General features: G+C 75.6%; 18 protein-coding genes. 7 read left to right on the top strand and 11 right to left on the bottom strand.

From position 1 onward, the window contains the following. Window position 1: 1 nt before the first annotated feature. Window positions 2-454, top strand: a complete 453-nt coding sequence (locus tag ACFCZN_RS11075) for a pyridoxamine 5'-phosphate oxidase family protein (RefSeq protein ID WP_430556801.1) — start codon at window positions 2-4, stop codon at window positions 452-454. Continuing rightward, window positions 447-1,145 carry an acyl-CoA thioester hydrolase/BAAT C-terminal domain-containing protein gene (locus ACFCZN_RS11080; protein ID WP_430556802.1) on the top strand — a complete coding sequence of 233 codons (699 nt, stop codon included), beginning with the start codon at window positions 447-449 and terminating at the stop codon, window positions 1,143-1,145. Before ACFCZN_RS11075 ends, ACFCZN_RS11080 begins: the two co-directional genes overlap by 8 nt. A 31-nt stretch (window positions 1,146-1,176) precedes the next feature. Here ACFCZN_RS11080 and ACFCZN_RS11085 read toward each other — a convergent pair whose 3' ends face one another. Next, entirely contained in the window at window positions 1,177-2,196 is a 1,020-nt protein-coding gene (locus tag ACFCZN_RS11085; protein ID WP_429763505.1) for an LLM class flavin-dependent oxidoreductase, read from the bottom strand. 114 nt (window positions 2,197-2,310) lie between these two features. Between ACFCZN_RS11085 and ACFCZN_RS11090 the strand changes: the two genes are divergently transcribed. After that, window positions 2,311-3,150, top strand: a complete 840-nt coding sequence (locus tag ACFCZN_RS11090) for an alpha/beta fold hydrolase (RefSeq protein WP_429763503.1) — start codon at window positions 2,311-2,313, stop codon at window positions 3,148-3,150. A 39-nt stretch (window positions 3,151-3,189) separates the two neighbouring features. On the opposite strand, the gene ACFCZN_RS11095 is transcribed toward ACFCZN_RS11090, so the two are convergent. Next, on the bottom strand, window positions 3,190-3,435 hold the full coding sequence (locus tag ACFCZN_RS11095) for a hypothetical protein (RefSeq protein ID WP_430556803.1): 246 nt from the start codon (window positions 3,433-3,435) through the stop codon (window positions 3,190-3,192). 33 nt (window positions 3,436-3,468) lie between these two features. Between ACFCZN_RS11095 and ACFCZN_RS11100 the strand changes: the two genes are divergently transcribed. Both ACFCZN_RS11100 and ACFCZN_RS11105 read left to right on the top strand, forming a co-directional pair. Continuing rightward, the gene (locus ACFCZN_RS11100; RefSeq protein ID WP_430556804.1) at window positions 3,469-3,984 is read left to right on the top strand and encodes a GNAT family N-acetyltransferase; all 516 of its coding nucleotides are present in this window, start codon (window positions 3,469-3,471) and stop codon (window positions 3,982-3,984) included. 9 nt (window positions 3,985-3,993) lie between these two features. Continuing rightward, window positions 3,994-4,917 carry an alpha/beta fold hydrolase gene (locus ACFCZN_RS11105; protein WP_430556805.1) on the top strand — a complete coding sequence of 308 codons (924 nt, stop codon included), beginning with the start codon at window positions 3,994-3,996 and terminating at the stop codon, window positions 4,915-4,917. Between the two features lie 33 nt (window positions 4,918-4,950). Here ACFCZN_RS11105 and ACFCZN_RS11110 read toward each other — a convergent pair whose 3' ends face one another. Continuing rightward, window positions 4,951-5,562 carry an Lrp/AsnC family transcriptional regulator gene (locus ACFCZN_RS11110; RefSeq protein WP_430556806.1) on the bottom strand — a complete coding sequence of 204 codons (612 nt, stop codon included), beginning with the start codon at window positions 5,560-5,562 and terminating at the stop codon, window positions 4,951-4,953. Window positions 5,563-5,718: 156 nt separating this feature from the next. Here ACFCZN_RS11110 and ald point away from each other — a divergent pair, with 156 nt between their 5' ends. Then, window positions 5,719-6,831, top strand: coding sequence for an alanine dehydrogenase (gene ald, locus ACFCZN_RS11115; protein WP_429763496.1), 1,113 nt, complete (start codon window positions 5,719-5,721; stop codon window positions 6,829-6,831). Between the two features lie 39 nt (window positions 6,832-6,870). On the opposite strand, the gene ACFCZN_RS11120 is transcribed toward ald, so the two are convergent. From ACFCZN_RS11120 to ACFCZN_RS11145, 6 genes are all read right to left on the bottom strand, one after another. Continuing rightward, entirely contained in the window at window positions 6,871-7,800 is a 930-nt protein-coding gene (locus ACFCZN_RS11120) for an alpha/beta fold hydrolase (RefSeq protein WP_430556807.1), read from the bottom strand. A gap of 9 nt (window positions 7,801-7,809) precedes the next feature. After that, window positions 7,810-8,835 carry a ribonuclease Z gene (locus ACFCZN_RS11125; protein ID WP_430556808.1) on the bottom strand — a complete coding sequence of 342 codons (1,026 nt, stop codon included), beginning with the start codon at window positions 8,833-8,835 and terminating at the stop codon, window positions 7,810-7,812. A 10-nt stretch (window positions 8,836-8,845) separates the two neighbouring features. Then, window positions 8,846-9,112: a hypothetical protein gene (locus tag ACFCZN_RS11130; RefSeq protein ID WP_430556809.1), complete on the bottom strand. Its 267-nt coding sequence runs from the start codon at window positions 9,110-9,112 to the stop codon at window positions 8,846-8,848. A 58-nt stretch (window positions 9,113-9,170) separates the two neighbouring features. Continuing rightward, window positions 9,171-10,193 (bottom strand): UDP-glucose 4-epimerase GalE, encoded by a 1,023-nt coding sequence (gene galE / locus ACFCZN_RS11135; RefSeq protein ID WP_430556810.1) that lies wholly within the window; start codon window positions 10,191-10,193, stop codon window positions 9,171-9,173. 79 nt (window positions 10,194-10,272) lie between these two features. Further along, entirely contained in the window at window positions 10,273-10,923 is a 651-nt protein-coding gene (locus ACFCZN_RS11140; protein WP_429763491.1) for an FMN reductase, read from the bottom strand. After that, entirely contained in the window at window positions 10,920-12,104 is a 1,185-nt protein-coding gene (locus tag ACFCZN_RS11145) for an LLM class flavin-dependent oxidoreductase (RefSeq protein ID WP_429763489.1), read from the bottom strand. The genes ACFCZN_RS11140 and ACFCZN_RS11145 overlap by 4 nt, the downstream gene beginning before the upstream one ends. A 373-nt stretch (window positions 12,105-12,477) precedes the next feature. Between ACFCZN_RS11145 and ACFCZN_RS11150 the strand changes: the two genes are divergently transcribed. Then, window positions 12,478-12,822 carry an RNA polymerase-binding protein RbpA gene (locus ACFCZN_RS11150; RefSeq protein WP_079575180.1) on the top strand — a complete coding sequence of 115 codons (345 nt, stop codon included), beginning with the start codon at window positions 12,478-12,480 and terminating at the stop codon, window positions 12,820-12,822. 87 nt (window positions 12,823-12,909) lie between these two features. Here the strand turns inward: ACFCZN_RS11150 and lnt are convergent, their stop codons facing one another. Next, window positions 12,910-14,742 carry an apolipoprotein N-acyltransferase gene (gene lnt, locus ACFCZN_RS11155; protein ID WP_430556811.1) on the bottom strand — a complete coding sequence of 611 codons (1,833 nt, stop codon included), beginning with the start codon at window positions 14,740-14,742 and terminating at the stop codon, window positions 12,910-12,912. Between the two features lie 125 nt (window positions 14,743-14,867). After that, on the bottom strand, window positions 14,868-16,532 hold the full coding sequence (locus tag ACFCZN_RS11160) for an amidohydrolase (protein ID WP_430556812.1): 1,665 nt from the start codon (window positions 16,530-16,532) through the stop codon (window positions 14,868-14,870). Window positions 16,533-16,574: the final 42 nt, after the last annotated feature.

A 16,574-nucleotide genomic window follows, 5' to 3' on the forward strand; every position in this document is an offset into this window, starting at 1 on the left:
CATGACGTCGTCTGGGCTGTCGGGTGGTGCGCTGGAGCGGGTGGTCGCGCAGGTGCGTGCGGTGGGCGACGGCGTGGTGTCGTCGCTGGGCCCGGGCGGCGCCCCGCAGGCCGCGTTCCTGACGCTGGCGGTCACGGAGCGGGGCGAGCTGGTCTTCGACGCGCGGGAGGGGTCGCGCAAGGTGGCCAACCTGCGCCGCGACCCGCGGGTGGCGGTGGTGGTGGGCGGCCCGGGCGGGACGACCCTGCAGGTCGAGGGCGTGGCGGACGTCCCGGAGGGCGCGGACCGGGAGCGGTGCGCGGAGGCCTACCGGTCGGCGTTCCCGCACTTCGCGGCGTCGTTGGACGACCCGGGGATCGTGGTGGTGCGGGTGGTGGTGCGGTGGGCGCGTTGGGGCGACCACCGCACGTCTCCTCCGGTGGTCGTGGAGCTCGTGGGCGGTGGGCGTGCCTGAGCTGCCCCGGGTCGTGCGGTGGGTGGACCCCGAGGGGGTGCGGGTCCTGCCTCGGCGTCCGGTGGGGACGGGGGCGTTGGTGCTCGCCGGGTCGAGCGGCCGGGTCGACGAGGGTCGGGCACGTCTGCTGGCCGGACGCGGGGTGCTCGCGGAGTCGGTGCGATGGTTCGGTGGCCCCGGTCAGCCTGCGGGGCCGTGGGACGTCCCCGTGGAGACGTTCGTGCGCCGCGTCGAGGCGCTCGCGGCGGAGTGCGACCGCGTGGTGCTGGTGGGGACGTCGTTCGGGGCCGAGGCCGCGCTCGTCACGGGGGCGCTGGTCGATGACCCGCCGGCGTTCCGTGACCTGTACCTGCGGTCGCGGGAGGCGGACGCGGCCCGCACGACGGCGGCAGGTATCGCGGTCGAGCGGATCGCGGAGGTGGTCCTCGTGGCGGGCGGGGACGACCAGGTGTGGCCCGCGGTGCGGCACGCGGAGGAGATCGTCCGGCGCCGGGAGGCGCACGGGCTGGCGACGACCCTGGTGACGGACCCGGAGGCCGGCCACCGCGCGACGCTGCCCGGGGAGCCGCGGGTGTCGGCGGGCATGGCGATGCGTCGTGGCGGCAGCGAGGCCGCCGACCGCCGTCTGGGCGAGGCGGCGTGGGCGGCGCTGTGCCGGGCGCTGCGCCTGCCGGACGACGCCGCCCCGTGACGTCCCTCGTGCCGGCAGGCGGTGAGTGCGCTCAGCGCCAGCCGAGGGCCGGCGCGACGTGCCGGACGACGTTCTCGACGAGGTGCGCGTTGTACTCGACGCCGAGCTGGTTGGGCACGGTGAGCAGGAGGGTGTCGGCCGCGGCGACGGCCTCGTCCTCGGCGAGGTCGGCGACGACGTCGTCGACCTCGCCGGCGTAGGTCTTGCCGAAGCGGGCGCGGACGCCCTCGAGGACGCCGACCTGGTCGGTGCTGGCGGTCTCCAGGCCGAAGTAGGCGCGGTCGCGGTCGTCGGTGATCGGGAAGATGCTGCGCGACACGGACACGCGCGGCTCCCACCCGTGGCCGGCGTCCGCCCAGGCGTCGCGGAAGCGCTGGATCTGCTCCGCCTGCAGGCGGTGGAACGGGACGCCCGTGTCCTCGGACAGGAGGGTGGAGCTCATGAGGTTCATGCCCTGCGCGGCGGTCCACTCCGCGGTGGCGCGGGTGCCGGCGCCCCACCAGATGCGCTCGCGCAGGCCCTCGGAGTGGGGCTCGACGCGCAGCAGCCCGGGCGGGTTGGGGAACATGGGGCGCGGGTTCGGCTCGGCGAAGCCGTCGCCGTCGAGCACCTCGAGGAAGCGGGCGGTGTGCCGGCGGGCCATGTCGGCGTCGGACTCCCCCGCCCGCGGCTCGTGCCCGAAGTGGCGGAACCCGTCGATCACCTGCTCGGGCGACCCGCGGCTGATGCCGAGCTGCAGGCGGCCGCCGGCGATGAGGTCCGCGGCGCCGGCGTCCTCCGCGAGGTACAGGGGGTTCTCGTAGCGCATGTCGATGACGGCGGTGCCGATCTCGATGCGGCTCGTGCGCGCGCCGACGGCGGCGAGCAGCGGGAACGGGGACGCGAGCTGGCGCGCGAAGTGGTGCACGCGGAAGTACGCACCGTCGGCGCCGAGCTCCTCCGCCGCGACGGCGAGGTCGATCGACTGCAGCAGGGCGTCGGACGCCGAGCGGGTGGCGGACTGCGGGTGCGGCGTCCAGTGGCCGAAGGACAGGAACCCGAGGTGCTTCACCTGCTCAGTCAAGCCCACGCGGCGCGGTCACGCGCGGTCGACCGGCAGGGCGGGTCGGTCGGGGACCCGGACCACCCGGGGTGGAGCAGGGCGACCGCCTGCAAGAATGGCCCCGTGAACGACACCGTCGGGGACTCCCCGCGCCCGCTGCCGTCCCTGGCCCACGACGTCGCCGGCGACGCCGGCGCCCCCGCCGTCGTCCTCCTGCACGCCGGGGTGGCCGACCGCCGCATGTGGGACGCCGTCGCCCCCGCCCTGGCGCACCGGTTCCGCGTGGTGCGGCCCGACCTGCGCGGCTACGGCGACTCCCCGCTGCCCACCGGCGGCGGCCCGTACACGAATGCGGGCGACGTCGCCGCGCTGCTCGACCAGCTCGGAGTCGCCGACGCCGCCGTCGTCGGGTCCTCGTTCGGCGGGAAGGTCGCGCTCGAGCTCACGACCGCGCACCCCGAGCGGGTGCGGGAGCTCGTGCTGCTGTGCCCCGCCGCCCCCGGCGTGCCCGACACGGAGACGTCCGACGCGTTCGACGCCGAGGAGGCCCGCCTCCTGGCCGCCGGCGACGTCGACGGCGCGGTGCGGCTCAACGTCACGACGTGGCTCGGCCCGGACGCGGACGACACCGCCGCGCAGGCGCTCGCCGTCATGCAGCGCCGCGCGTTCGAGGTGCAGCTCGCCGCCGACGCGGCCGCGAGCGCCGCCGGACTGCCCGAGCCCGGCCCGGAGGGCGTCGAGGTGGACCTCGCCGGCATCCGCGTGCCGACGTTCGTCGTCGAGGGGGCGCACGACATGGACGCGCTGCGGGCGTGCGCGCAGCACGTGGCGGCGTCGGTGCCGGGGGCCGAGTTGTCCCTGCTGGCGTGGGCGGGTCACCTGCCGGTGCTGGAGCGGCCCGACGCGATCCTGGCGCTGCTGCTGGACGTGCTGCGCGACGACCCCACCGTGCACACGCCCTGACCGGGCCGACCGTGCCCGGCGCGGGTCGCCCGGCCTAGGTCAGGCGGCGAGCAGCCACAGCACGTGCCCGAGCGCCCCGAACAGGGCGAGCGCGCCGAGGTCGCTGCCGATGCCGACGACCTTGGCCATCGCGGATCCGCGCAGGAAGTCGGTGCCGAGCGCGCTGACGAACAGCGCGACCAGCAGCCCGCCCGCGTGGAGCCGACCTCGTCCGGCCCCGCGCGGGCGCGGGTCCTCGAAGTGCTGGACACGAGCCGTCGAACGAGTGGCTCGGGTGCGTGACACGTGCGCGAAACACCGGGGCGCGAGGATGCCGGGGTGATCATCGCCCCGGAGTCCCCGGCCGCCGCCGACGTGCGCGCCCTGCTGGCCGAGCACCTCGCCGACATGTACGCCACGTCGCCCGCCGAGTCGGTGCACGCCCTCGACCTCACGGCGCTGCTCGCCCCGGCCGTGACCTTCCTGACGGCGCGCGACGACGACGGGACGCTGCTCGGCTGCGGCGCCCTCAGCGAGCTGCGGCCCACCACCGCGGCGTCCGCCGGGCAGGGCGAGGTGAAGTCGATGCGCACGGCGGGCCCCGCGCGCGGACGCGGCGTGGCGGGCGCCGTCCTGGACCGGCTGGTCGCCCTGGCCCGCGAGCGCCGGTACGCCTCCGTGAGCCTGGAGACGGGGCCGCAGGAGTACTTCGCGGCCGCGCGGCGCCTGTACGCGCGGCACGGGTTCGTGCCCTGCGGCCCGTTCGGCTCGTACTCCCCCGACCCGTGCAGCGTGTTCCGCACCCTCGACCTGACGGACGACCGCACGGACGCGGCTGTCGGCCCCGCCGCCTAGCCTCGCGGGATGACCGACACCCCGGCCCGGGACGCGCCGGAGACGGCGCCCCTGCTGGACCGGCGGTTCGCCTGGCGGGGCCGCGAGGTCGCGTGGACGGCGTTCGGCTCCGGCCCGCCGCTGGTGTTCTGCCACGGCACGCCGTGGTCGTCGTGGCTGTGGGAGCCGTACGCCCGCGCCCTGGCCGGCGGGTTCACCGTGCACCTGTGGGACATGCCGGGCTACGGGGCGTCGTCGAAGGACCCCGCGCACGACGTCGACCTCGGGACGCAGGGCGAGCTGTTCGCCGACCTGCTGGAGCACTGGCGGCCCGCCTGGGCCACGACCGGACCCACCGGACCCACCGGGCCCGACGGCGAGGGCGACGGCGGCACGCCGCCGCTGCCGCACGTCGTCGCGCACGACTTCGGGGGCGCGGTGAGCCTGCGCGCCGCGGTCCTGCACGGCGCCCGGTACGCGTCCCTGTGCCTCGTGGACGTGGTGGCGCTGCGCCCGTGGGGCTCGCCGTACTTCGCCCTGGTGCGCGAGCACGCCGACGTCTTCGCGGCCACGCCCGCGGCCGTGCACCGGGGCGCGCTGGAGGCGTACGTGCGCACGGCCGCGCACCGGCCGCTGCGTGAGGAGCACCTGGCCGCGCTCGTCGCCCCGTGGACGGGCGAGGCAGGGCAGGCCGCGTTCTACCGGCAGATCGCCCAGGCCGACGAGCGGTACACCGCCGAGCTCGAGCCGCTGCTCGGCGACCTCGACGTCCCGGTGCGCGTGCTGTGGGGCGAGGAGGACGCGTGGATCCCGCCGGACCGCGCGCGGCGGCTTGCGGAGGCGCTCCCGGACGCCGACGTGCGGCTGCTCCCGGGCGCCGGGCACCTGGTGCAGCTCGACGCACCCGTCGCGCTCGCCGTCGAGCTGCAGCGCTGGTTGTCCGCGACCCGCTGACGGTCGGTACCGGCCGTTACCAGTCAGTACCGGTCAGTACCAGCTCGCCCGCGCGTGCTGGAAGATGAGGTTGGTCTCGGTGAGCGCCACGTCCGGGTCGGTCGACAGGTGCTCGATGACGAACTCGTTCAGGGCGTCGGAGTCCGCCGCGGCCACGTGCACGAAGAAGTCGTGCGCCCCGCCCAGCAGGAAGACGTTCAGCACGCCGGGCAGCTCGGCGAGGCGCTGCAGGTAGCCGCTGAGGCGGGTGCGGGCCGCGCCGCGCATCTGCACCGCGATCATCGCCTGCAGGGGGTGCCCCGTCCGCGCCGGGTCGACGTCCGCGTGGAAGCCGCGGATCACGCCGCGCTCGCGCAGCTGCCGCACCCGCGCCAGGCAGGTGGACGGCGCGATCCCCGCCCGCGCCGCGAGCGCGTTGTTCGGCAGCCGCGCGTCGTCGGCGAGCGCCGCGAGGATCCGCTGGTCGACGTCGTCCAGCCGTGCGGGAGCGGGCCCTCGCCGTTCCAGCCCCCACGACGGGTCCGGCCGGGGGCGCGCGGGCCGGACCTCCTGCGTGCGGACGTCCTGCCCCCGCCGCTCCCCGGATCGAACATCCTTCGCGCGGGGCTGACGTGGCACGGGCTGAGCCGGGCGTCGTGTCGACATCCTGGCAATCTACCGAAGGATGTGCGGATTCGTGGCGTAGTACCGAATCGGCCCGTCAGACTGGGACGTGAGCGAGGTCACATGCCCCGCGCCACGCACCCGCCGTCCCCGGCCACGAGTCGGGGCCGGCGCCGAGCCACGAAGGCGGACTCACCCATGCGCATCGGCGTCCCGAAGGAAGTCAAGAACCACGAGTACCGGGTGGCGATCACGCCGGCCGGCGTGCACGAGCTCGTCGCCCGCGGGCACGACGTCGCCGTGGAGGCGGGCGCCGGGGCGGGGTCCGCGATCACCGACGACGAGTACCGCGCCGCCGGGGCGGAGCTCGTCGCCGACGCGGACGAGGTGTGGGCCGGCGCCGAGACGGTGCTCAAGGTCAAGGAGCCGGTCGAGCAGGAGTACCACCGGCTGCGGCCGGGGCTGGTGCTGTTCACCTACCTGCACCTCGCGGCCGACAAGGCGCTCACCGAGGAGCTGCTGGCCCGCGACGTGACCGCCGTCGCGTACGAGACGGTGCAGACCCCCGACGGGCGGCTCCCGCTGCTGGCCCCCATGTCGGAGGTCGCGGGACGGCTCGCGCCGCAGGTCGGGGCCGCCACCCTGCTGCGCGCCGCGGGCGGTCGCGGGGTCCTGCTCGGCGGCGTGCCCGGCGTACCCGCCGGGCACGTGGTGGTCATCGGGGCGGGCGTCTCGGGCATGAACGCCGCCCGGATCGCCGTCGGGCTGGGCGCCCGCGTCACCCTCCTGGACACGAGCGCCGACGCACTCAAGGCCGCCGACCGGGAGTTCGGCGGCCGCGTGCAGACCCTCGCCTCGAACCGGCTCACCCTCACCGAGGCGGTGCTCGAGGCCGACCTGGTGGTCGGGGCCGTCCTGGTCCCCGGCGCCAAGGCGCCCGTGCTGGTGGCGAACGACGTCGTGGCGCGCATGCGGCCGGGCGCCGTCCTCGTGGACATCGCGATCGACCAGGGCGGCTGCTTCGAGGACTCCCGCCCCACGACGCACGCCGACCCCACGTTCCCCGTGCACGACACGGTCTTCTACTGCGTGGCGAACATGCCCGGCGCCGTGCCCCGCACCTCCACGTACGCGCTGACGAACGTGACGCTGCCGTACGCCGTGGCGCTCGCGGACCACGGCTGGCGCGAGGCCCTGCGCCGCGACCCGGCGCTGGCCCGCGGCCTCAACGTGCACGACGGTCGCGTCACCAACGCGGGCGTGGCCGAGGCGCACTCCCTCGACCACGTGGACGTCGCCGCCGTCCTCTGACACGCGCAGGAGGGTCGGTCGCGCCGCGAGGCGGCACGCTCAGCGGGCGAGGGCGGCGATCGCCCGCTCGAGCGCAGCGACCGACTCCGGGCCGCCGTGGCCCTCGTCGAGGACGACCAGCTCGCTGCCGGGCCACGCGCGGCGCAGCTCCCAGGCGGTGCGGGCGGGGCTCGAGACGTCCCTGCGGCCGTGGACGAGAACGCCCGGGACGCCGTGGAGGCGGTCCATCCGCCCGAGGATCTCGTCGCCGCCGAAGCCCGAGTGCGACCAGTAGTGGGTGACGAGGGTGGCCAGCACGTCGCGGGACGGGGAGGTGTGCCAGCGCGGGTCCGACCGCCAGCCGGGCCCGAGGGAGACATGCACGTCCTCCCAGCGACCCCAGGCCGCCGCGGCGCGCGCCCGCACGCGCGCATCGGGGTCGCGCAGCGCCCGGGCGTAGGCGTCCACGACGCGCTCGCCCGGCGCGCGGTCCACGGCCGCGGCGAAGACCTCCCACTCCTCCGGGAACACGCGCCCCATGTCCTCGGTGACCCACTCCACCTCCGACGTCGACGTGGTCACGACGGCGAACAGGGCCAGCCCCGTGACGCGCTCGGGATACGCCTGCGCGTACGCCAGCGCCAGGGTGCTGCCCCAGGACGCGCCGGTCACCAGCCAGCGGTCGACGCCCAGGTGGCGGCGCAGGGCCTCGACGTCCTCGATCTGCGCGGCCGTCGTGTTCTCGTCCAGCAGGTCGAGGCGTTCGGTGACCAGCGGGCGGCTGCGGCCGCAGCCGCGCTGGTCGAACGTGATCGCCTGCTGCCGTGCCGGGTCGATGCGGCGGCGGTGGCCGGTCCCGGCGCCGCTCCCGGGCCCGCCGTGCAGCCAGAGCACGGCCGGGCCGTCGGGGTCTCCCACGGCCTCGTAGTACAGCTCGTTCCCGTCCGCCACGCGCAGGCGCCCCGTACGGGGCGGGGGCTCAGGAGGCATCCCGCGAGCCTACCGAGGCCGGGTGCGCGGCGGCACGGGCACCCGGTCGAGGTCTGCCGCGACGGTGAGGCCGCCGTCGAACACCTCGCGGGCCTCGCGCTCGAACTCGTCGGGCAGCTCGTCGGGCACGCGGTAGCGCTGGGAGAAGTGCGTGAGCACGAGGTGGCGCACGCCGGCGCGCGCGGCGACGATCGCGGCCTGCCGGCACGTGAGGTGCGCCCACCGGGCGGCCAGCTCGGCGTCGCGGTGCAGGAACGTCGACTCGACGACGAGCAGGTCGACGCCGTCGGCGAGCTCGAGGACGGCGTCGCACAGGCGGGTGTCCATGACGAACGCGACCGACTGCCCGGGCCGCGCCACGGAGACGGCGTCGCGGCGCACGGTGCGGCCGTCGTCGAGGACGAGGACGCCGTCGCGCAGCAGCCGCCCCACCGCCGGGCCGGCGGGGACGCCCGCGGCCGCGAGCGCCGCCGGGTCCAGGGACACCCCGTCCGGCTCGTCGAGGCGGTAGCCGACGGCGTCGACGCGGTGGTCCAGCGGCCGCGCGGTGAGGACCGGCGCGCCGTTCGTGTCACTGCCGGCGCCGCGCTCGCCGTCCACGCGGGGCAGCGTCACCACGGGCGACGGACCGGGCGACCGACCGGGCGACGGACCGGGCGACGCGACGGGGAAGGCCACGGGCTGCAGCGCGACCCGCTCGTGGTGGTCGTAGGCGCTGGCGTCGAGCAGGTGGCGCACCCAGGGCTCGCCGGAGGCGGCGAACGAGATCGGCACGGTGTGGCGCACCTGGTCCCCCGACAGGCGCTGCACGACGCCCGCGAGGCCGAGGGAGTGGTCGCCGTGCAGGTGGGTGATCGCGATGCGGGTGAGGTCGGTGGCGGACACCCCCGCGAGCGTCATCTGTCGCTGCGTGCCCTCCCCCGGGTCGAACAGGATCGCCGCGTCGTCGAAGAACAGCACGTACCCGTTGTGGTTGCGGGTGCGCGTGGGCACCATGCTCGCGGTGCCGAGCACGACGAGCTCGCGTCGTGACACGCCGCCGCGCTCAGCGGCCGAGCGCGCGCCCGACGACGCGCACCAGCCCCGTGGTCACGTGCTGCACGGGGTGCCACAGGTCGCGGTCGAACACCGCCGTGCGGGTGGCGGGGCCGCGGCGCAGCCGCCCCGCGAGGCGGCTCGTGGCGGGCGCCGGCGCGGAGGGCGCGGGCTTCAGGGACGGCAGGCCGGCGAGCACGGACGGCCGGTAGCGGGCGCCCGGGTCCCACCGCGGGTGGGGGCGCTGCCTCGCGTCGTCGGGGGTCGGGGCCTGCATGAGGTCATCGTGGCGCGGCGGCGTGGCCGCCGCAAGGCCGGGGACTTCCCCGGGACGCTCAGGCGCCGGGGTAGCCCTGCGGGTTCTCGGACTGCCAGCGCCAGGTGTCGGCGCACATGTCGTCGATCGTCTTGACGGCGCGCCAGCCGAGCTCGGTCTGCGCGCGCGTGGGGTCGGCCCAGAAAGCCGCGAGGTCGCCCGCGCGGCGCGGCCCGACCTCGTAGGGCAGCTCGCGGCCCACGGCCCGCTCGAACGCGTGCAGCATCTGCAGCACGGACGTGCCGGTGCCCGTGCCGAGGTTGAAGGCGCGCACGGGCTCGGCCATCGCGTCCAGGTGGTTCAGCGCGGCCACGTGCCCGGCGGCGAGGTCCTCGACGTGCAGGTAGTCGCGCTCGCACGTGCCGTCCGCGGTCGGGTAGTCGTCGCCGAACACCACGAGCTTGTCCCGCTTGCCGACGGCGACCTGCGCCAGGAACGGCATGAGGTTGTTCGGGATCCCCTGCGGGTCCTCCCCGATCCGGCCCGACGGGTGCGCGCCCACCGGGTTGAAGTAGCGCAGCAAGGCGACCTTGAGCCCGCCGACCGCGACCGCCGCGTCGGCCGCGATGCGCTCGATCATCACCTTCGTCTGCCCGTACGGGGACGACGACGACAGGTACTCGTAGTCCTCGCGGTAGGGCACGGGCGCCTTCTCCCCGTACACGGTGGCCGAGGAGGAGAACACCAGGCGCGGCACGTCGTGGCGGCGCATCGCCTCCAGCAGCGACAGCGTCGAGTCGAGGTTGTTGCGGTAGTACTCCAGCGGCTTGGCCACCGACTCGCCCACGGCCTTGAAGCCGGCGAAGTGCACGACGGCGTCGAACCTCTCGTGCGCGAACAGCCGGTCGGTCTTCTCCGCGTCGGTGAGGTCGATCGCGTGCACCGGCACGTGCGCCCCGGACAGGGACTCCAGACGGCCCATCACCGTGGGCTTGCTGTTGGAGAAGTCGTCCACCACGACGACGTCGTGCCCGGAGGCGACGAGGGACAGGACGGTGTGGGAGCCGATGTACCCGGCGCCGCCGGAGACGAGAACGCGCATGGGCCCAGCCTAGGGCGTGGTCACGCCGTCCTTCGACGGCGTCCGCACCCCGGGCCGGGCCCGTGCGCGCCGGGTCGTGTCAGCTGCCGCCGAGGAGCTCCGTGAAGCTCGGCGTCGCGGCGAACGGGTCGACCGGGCCGTCGTTCTCGCGGCGCGCCACCCGCTGCGCCAGGTCGCGCCCGGCGCGGGCGATCCGCCTCGGCAGGCCGGCGCCCGGGTCGTCGGCGCTCGCGGCCCAGTCGTCGGTGGCGGCGAACACGCTGGTCGGCACGACGTCGGCGCGCAGGTACGTGAACAGCGGCCGCATCGTGTACTCCAGCGCCAGGGAGTGGCGGGCGGTGCCGCCGGTCGCCCCGAGCAGGACCGGCATGCCGGTCACCGAGTCGGGGTCGACGACGTCCCAGAACGACTTGAACAGCCCCGAGTAGCTCGTCGTGAACACGGGCGAGACCGCGATGAGCCCGTCCGCGCCCGTCACGGTCTCCAGCGCCCGGGCCAGGTCGCCGGTCGGGAACCGGGTGAGCATCGCGTCGACGACGGCGTGCGCGAGGTCGCGCAGCTCGATCGTCTCCACCCGCACGGTGTGGCCGGCGTCCTCCAGCTCCCGCACGGTGGCGTCCGCGAGCCGGTCGGCCAGCAGGCGCGTCGACGAGGGCTGGGACAGTCCCGCCGACACGACGGCGAGGGTGCGGGTGGGGTGGATGCCCGAGGGCCCCGAGGACATGGTCATGCGCGTGCCTCCTGCGATGCGGCGGGCTGGGTGCCCTCGGCAACGGTACCGGTGTACGGGTCGGCGGTGTCGCCGACGTGGGTGGCGCCCGCCTCGCCCGCGGCGCGGGCGGCGGCGACGCGCTCGGCGTGCGTCGGCGGGTTCAGCGGGACGTCGTCCGCGGGGCGCTTGGCCTCGACGATCTTGCGCAGCTCGGGCACGACCTCCTCGCCGAGCAGGTCGATCTGCTCGAGCACGGACTTCAGCGGCAGGCCCGCGTGGTCCACGAGGAACAGCTGGCGCTGGTAGTAGCCCACCTCGTCGACGAACGACGCGTACCGGTCGATGACCTGCTGCGGCGAGCCGACCGTCAGCGGCGTCTCGCGCGTGAAGTCCTCCATCGACGGGCCGTGCCCGTACACGGGCGCCTCGTCGAAGTAGGGCCGGAACTCGTTCCACGCGTCCTGCGACCGCTTGCGCATGAACACCTGGCCGCCGAGGCCGACGATCGCCTGGTCCGCGCGCCCGTGACCGTAGTGCTCGAAGCGCTGCCGGTAGAACCGCACCATCTGCCGGGTGTGGTGCATGGGCCAGAAGATGTTGTTGTGCAGGAAGCCGTCGCCGTAGAACGCGGCCTGCTCGGCGATCTCGGGGCTGCGGATGGAGCCGTGCCACACGAACGGCGGCACGCCGTCCAGCGGGCGCGGCGTGGACGTGAAGCCCTGCAGCGCGGTGCGGAACTTGCCCTCCCAGTCCACGACGTCCTCGGTCCACAGCCGGCGCAGCAGCGCGTAGTTCTCGATCGCGAGCGGGATGCCCTGGCGGATGTCCTGCCCGAACCACGGGTACACGGGGCCGGTGTTGCCGCGGCCCATCATGAGGTCCATGCGCCCGTCGGAGATGACCTGGAGCATCGCGTACTCCTCGGCGAGGCGCACCGGGTCGTTGGTCGTGATGAGCGTGGTCGCCGTCGACAGGGTGATGTGCTTCGTGACGCCGGCCAGGTAGCCCAGCATCGTCGTGGGGGACGACGCCACGAACGGCGGGTTGTGGTGCTCGCCCGTGGCGAAGACGTCCAGGCCCGCCTCGTCGGCGTGCCGCGCGATGGTGAGCATGTTGCGCACCCGCTCGGTGTCGTCCGGGGTGTGGCCCGTCGTGGGGTCGGTGGTGACGTCGCTGACGGAGAAGATTCCGAACTGCACGGCTGCGCTCCCTGTTCGTGGTCTCTTGCTGCTGGGCTCTGACGTGAGGCCCAGGTTCATGCGTTTGCATGTACATGGCGGTGAACCGTGCACCACTCCCGGTTGTTCCCGGCTGTTCCCGGCCCTCACGCGGGCCGGCGGGTGACGTCGCGCACAAAGGGTGCCCGCAGGGCGGTCTCGAGTTGCGCACGGCGCGCCGACTGGCCAGCCTGGGTGCAACCGTCACGTCCCGCCACTGTGCCCGACCGCTCTCCCGGTCGGTGGCTCCGGTGTGGACCGTGCTTCACGGGACCTTCACGGACCGCCGGAACAACCCCCGGCAGGGCCGCGTTGGAACCTCAGGCCCCTTCCCACCGACCTCCAGGAGGACGACATGCCCGACCGGTCCCTGCGCGGCATGAGCATCGGCAGCAAGAGCATGGAGTCCGACGAGGGCGTCGACTTCGCCCCCCGGTTCCAGGCGCACTACGACTGCCCCAACGGCCACACCATCATCCTGCCCTTCTCCACCGAGGCCGAGGTGCCGCCGGTGTGGGAGTGCCGGTGCGGCGAGGAGGCGCTCCTGCGCGACGCCGAGCGCCCCGAGGTGAAGCCCGGCAAGCCGCAGCGCACCCACTGGGACATGCTGCTCGAGCGCCGCACCGTCGCCGAGCTGGAGGAGCTCCTCGACGAGCGCCTCGAGCTGCTGCGCGCCGGCAAGCTGCGCCGCAGCGCCTGACACGCGACACGCTCAGACCGCACGAAGGGCGGGCACCCCACCGGGTGCCCGCCCTTCGTCGTCCCCGTCGTGCCTGCTCGGCGGGTGTCAGCGCCGCCGGGCGCGCACCGCGGACACGATCCCGCCGACGACGAGCACGACCGCCGCCGCGCCGACCCCCCAGCCGGGCCAGTAGCCGGCCCGCAAGGCCGGAGTCAGCTCCGTGCGCAGCGGCAGGTCCGCCACCCAGTGGTCGGCCGTGAAGAGCTGCGTGCGCGCCACCAGGGTCCCGTCCGGGGCGACGACGCCGCTCACGCCCACCGTCGAGACCTGCACCGCCGCCCGGCCCGTCGTGATCGCCTGCAGCCGCGTCATCGCGAGCTGCTGCGTCGACTCCGCCGTGTACCCGAACGACGCGTTGTTCGTCGGCACCACCAGCACCTGCGCGCCCCGCCGCACGGCGTCGCGGATGATCTCGTCGTACGCCACCTCGAAGCAGATCACCGTCGCCATCGGCACCGTCGTCGGCCCGGTGCCGCGCCCGATCGCCGCGCCGTCCACCGGCAGGTCGACCACCGCGGGCTCGGTGCCGGGGATCATGTCCGTCGTCACCCGGTCCACCTGGGCGCTGAACAGCCGCACGAAGGAGCGGATCGGGATGTACTCACCGAACGGCGCCGGGTGCTGCTTCGCGTACCGCTGGGTCACGCCCTTCGCCGGCTCCCACAGCAGGGCCACGTTGTACCGCCCGCCCGTGTCCGGCCACTCCTGGGCGCCCACGAGGATCGGCGCGCCCACCGCCTGCGCCGCGTCGTCGATCGCCACGCCCACCTCCGGCGTCGTCTGCGGGTCCAGGTCCGAGCCGTTCTCCGGCCACAGCACCACGTCGACCGCGTCGCCCGGCTGGTCGCCGAACGCGCCGGACGCCTGCTCGTCCGCGATCGCGTACGTGCCCTCCAGGTGGTTGTTCAGCACCTCCGCCCGGTTCGCGAACGACCCCTCCCCCGGCTCCGACACGTTGCCCTGCACCGCCCCGGCGCGCAGCACGCCCGCCTCCGCGGTGCCCGTGCCCGCGTCCACCACCGTCCCCGCGCGGCCCGGGTCCTCCGCGTCCGTCACCTCGCGCGTGCCCGGGTCGTGCGCCAGGGGCAGCAGCAGCGGCGCGGTCACCAGGACGGCCGCGGCCAGGACGAGCACGGCGGCGCTCGCGGCCGAGCGCGCCCGGCGTCGGGCGTCGCGCCACGGCGTGCGCAGCAGGCGCCCGACGGCGAGCGCGAGCAGCACGCCCGCCGCGGCCACCAGCAGGGACACCAGCGTGGTGCCGCCGAGCCAGGCGGCGCGTCCGGTCGGCGCGCCCGCCATCGCCCACGCGAGGCGGCCCCAGGGGAACCCGCCGAACGGGATCTCGGAGCGCCACTGCTCCACCGCGACGAACACGACGGCGAACACGGCGGCCTGGGCGCCGGCGTGCCGCCGCACCCAGCCCCAGCGGCGCGCCCACGTCCACAGCGACCCGAACGCGGCGAGGAACAGCGTCTCCAGCACGGACAGCGCCACCCACGGCACGGTTTCCGTGGCGAAGTTCGCCCACCAGATGTGCGGCAGCCAGAACGTCAGCCCGGCGACGAGGCCGACGAGGAAGTTCCAGCCGGCGGCCCGGCGCCCGTCGCGGCGCAGCGCGGCGAACAGCAGGGCGACGCCGACGAACGCCAGCGGCCACGCCCCGACGTCCGGGAACGAGGCCCACAGCGCGGCCCCGGCCGCGACGCCGAGCAGCAGGGTCGCGGGACGGCTCGCCCACCGGTCGGCGGGCGACGTCCGGCGCGGGGTGGAACCCTCGTCACGGCTGACGTCACGGGTGACGTGATGGCTGTCGTCGACGCCGGGGGCGGCTGACCCGTCGGAGGGCTCCTCGACCGGGCCCGGGCTCACGTGCAACACCCCCGCAGGGTACGTGACCCGGCGCCGCGGCCGGGCTGCCGGGAGCCCGTCGAGCAGGCGATCCGTCGCGGGAGCCGGGTGGTCGCCGCGCCGGGTCGCTTCCTCGAGGGCATGGGACTGCCGGGTCAGTCGAAGGTGTCGTGCAGGACGACGCCGTCGCGCACGGTCTGCAGGCACACGGGGTCGGGCTCGCCCTCCGACAGGTCGGGCAGCAGCGGCTGGCCGGCGCGCGCCTCCGGGTTCCACGCCGACAGGCGGTCCCCGGGGGCCTGGACGGACAGGGTGTCCGCACGCCAGACGGCCAGGTGCGCGGGCGCGCCGACGCGCAGCTCGCCCGCGCCGGTGTGGTCCATCCCGGCGAGCCGCCACCCGCCGCGGGTGTGGGCGCGGAACGCGGCCCGCGCGGAGATGCGCTGCATGGTGTCCTCGTGGGTGAGGGTGGCGCGCACCGCCTGCCACGGGTCGAGCGGCGTCACCGGGGTGTCTGAGCCGAACGCGAGCGGCACGCCCGCCCCGGCGAGGTCGGCGAACGGGGACAGGGTCGACGCGCGCCCCGGCCCGAGCCGGGCCGCGTACATGCCGAGGCTGCCGCCCCAGGCGGCGTCGAACGCGGGCTGCACGGACAGCGCCACCCCGTACAGCAGCAGCGCGGCCAGGGCGGACGCGTCCACGAACAGGGCGTGCTCGAGGCGGTGGTGGCCCGAGCGCAGCAGGCTCGTGCCGTGCTCGGTGGCGGCGAGCTCCAGCCCGCGCACCACCTCGTCCATGGCGCGGTCGCCGATGACGTGGAACCCGCCCTGGGTGCCGGCGGTCGAGCAGGCGGCCAGGTGCGCGGCGATGTCCTCGCCCGTGAGGAAGAGGCGGCCCGTGGGCTCGGCGCCGCCCGGTGCGGCGAGCAGGTCGCTGTAGGGGTGGCGCAGCGCCGCGGTGCGGGAGCCGATCGACCCGTCCGCGCACAGGTCGCCGGCGATGCCGGTGAGGAACGGCAGCTCGGCGAGCATCTGCCGCGCGTCGTCCGCCGTCGCGCACAGCTCGCCCCGGTAGGCGACGACGTGCGGCAGCCCGCCCGCCGGGTCCGCGGTGAGCCCGACCAGCTCGGCCAGGCCCTCGCGGGTGTCCATGGTGGGCTCGCTCATCTCGTGCACGCCCACGATGCCGCGGGCGGCGGCGTCGGCGAGGGCGCGCCGGTAGGCGCGCGTCCGGCGCGCGGGCGAGACCTGGCGGACCGCGGCCGCCGCCGCGTGGTGGGCGTCCGACGTCACCATCCCCGACGCCTCCCAGCCGGGCGTGCGGTCGATGCCCACCGCGCGGGCGAAGGACCCGGACACGACGGCGGAGTGACCGTCGACCCGCGCCGCGTACACGCGCCGCCCGCCGCAGGCCGCGTCGAGCTCGTCCGCCGTGGGGGCGCGCCGCTCCGGCCAGGTCTGCTCGTCCCACCCGAACGCGAGCAGCACCTCCTCGCCGCCCGGGTCCGCGGCGTCGAGCTCGCGAGCGCCGCGGGCGAGGGCGTCGAGCGCCGCCGCGAGCGACGTCGCCCCGCCCGACGCGGTGAGGTCGACCGACTCGGCCGCGAGGCCGGTCTCCAGCAGGTGGACGTGCGCGTCGACGAACCCGGGCGCCACAAGCGCGCCGTCCAGGTCGATGACGCGGTCGGCGCGGGCCGCGAGCCCGGCGGCGGTGTCCTCCGCGCCGAGCCAGGTCACGACGCCGTCGTCGACGAGCAGGGCCTCGGCGAACGGGTCCGCGGGCGAGTGGACGACTCCGTTGCGATACAGGGTGGACGTCACGGCCTGCACTCTATGGCACCGCTGCCCACCGCACCCCCACAC

The sequence above is a fragment of the Isoptericola sp. NPDC056134 genome (assembly GCF_042264825.1).
In the GTDB taxonomy this organism is placed as follows: domain Bacteria; phylum Actinomycetota; class Actinomycetes; order Actinomycetales; family Cellulomonadaceae; genus Isoptericola; species Isoptericola nanjingensis.

What these genes read in the sequence shown, in the direction of transcription:
- ACFCZN_RS11120 (WP_430556807.1), bottom strand. Translation starts at nt 7,800, where the DNA reads ATGCCTCCTGAGCCCCCGCCCCGTACGGGGCGCCTGCGCGTGGCGGAC.
- ald (WP_429763496.1), top strand. Translation starts at nt 5,719, where the DNA reads ATGCGCATCGGCGTCCCGAAGGAAGTCAAGAACCACGAGTACCGGGTG.
- ACFCZN_RS11110 (WP_430556806.1), bottom strand. Translation starts at nt 5,562, where the DNA reads ATGTCGACACGACGCCCGGCTCAGCCCGTGCCACGTCAGCCCCGCGCG.
- galE (WP_430556810.1), bottom strand. Translation starts at nt 10,193, where the DNA reads ATGCGCGTTCTCGTCTCCGGCGGCGCCGGGTACATCGGCTCCCACACC.
- ACFCZN_RS11105 (WP_430556805.1), top strand. Translation starts at nt 3,994, where the DNA reads ATGACCGACACCCCGGCCCGGGACGCGCCGGAGACGGCGCCCCTGCTG.
- ACFCZN_RS11130 (WP_430556809.1), bottom strand. Translation starts at nt 9,112, where the DNA reads ATGCAGGCCCCGACCCCCGACGACGCGAGGCAGCGCCCCCACCCGCGG.
- ACFCZN_RS11150 (WP_079575180.1), top strand. Translation starts at nt 12,478, where the DNA reads ATGCCCGACCGGTCCCTGCGCGGCATGAGCATCGGCAGCAAGAGCATG.
- ACFCZN_RS11075 (WP_430556801.1), top strand. Translation starts at nt 2, where the DNA reads ATGACGTCGTCTGGGCTGTCGGGTGGTGCGCTGGAGCGGGTGGTCGCG.
- ACFCZN_RS11140 (WP_429763491.1), bottom strand. Translation starts at nt 10,923, where the DNA reads ATGACCATGTCCTCGGGGCCCTCGGGCATCCACCCCACCCGCACCCTC.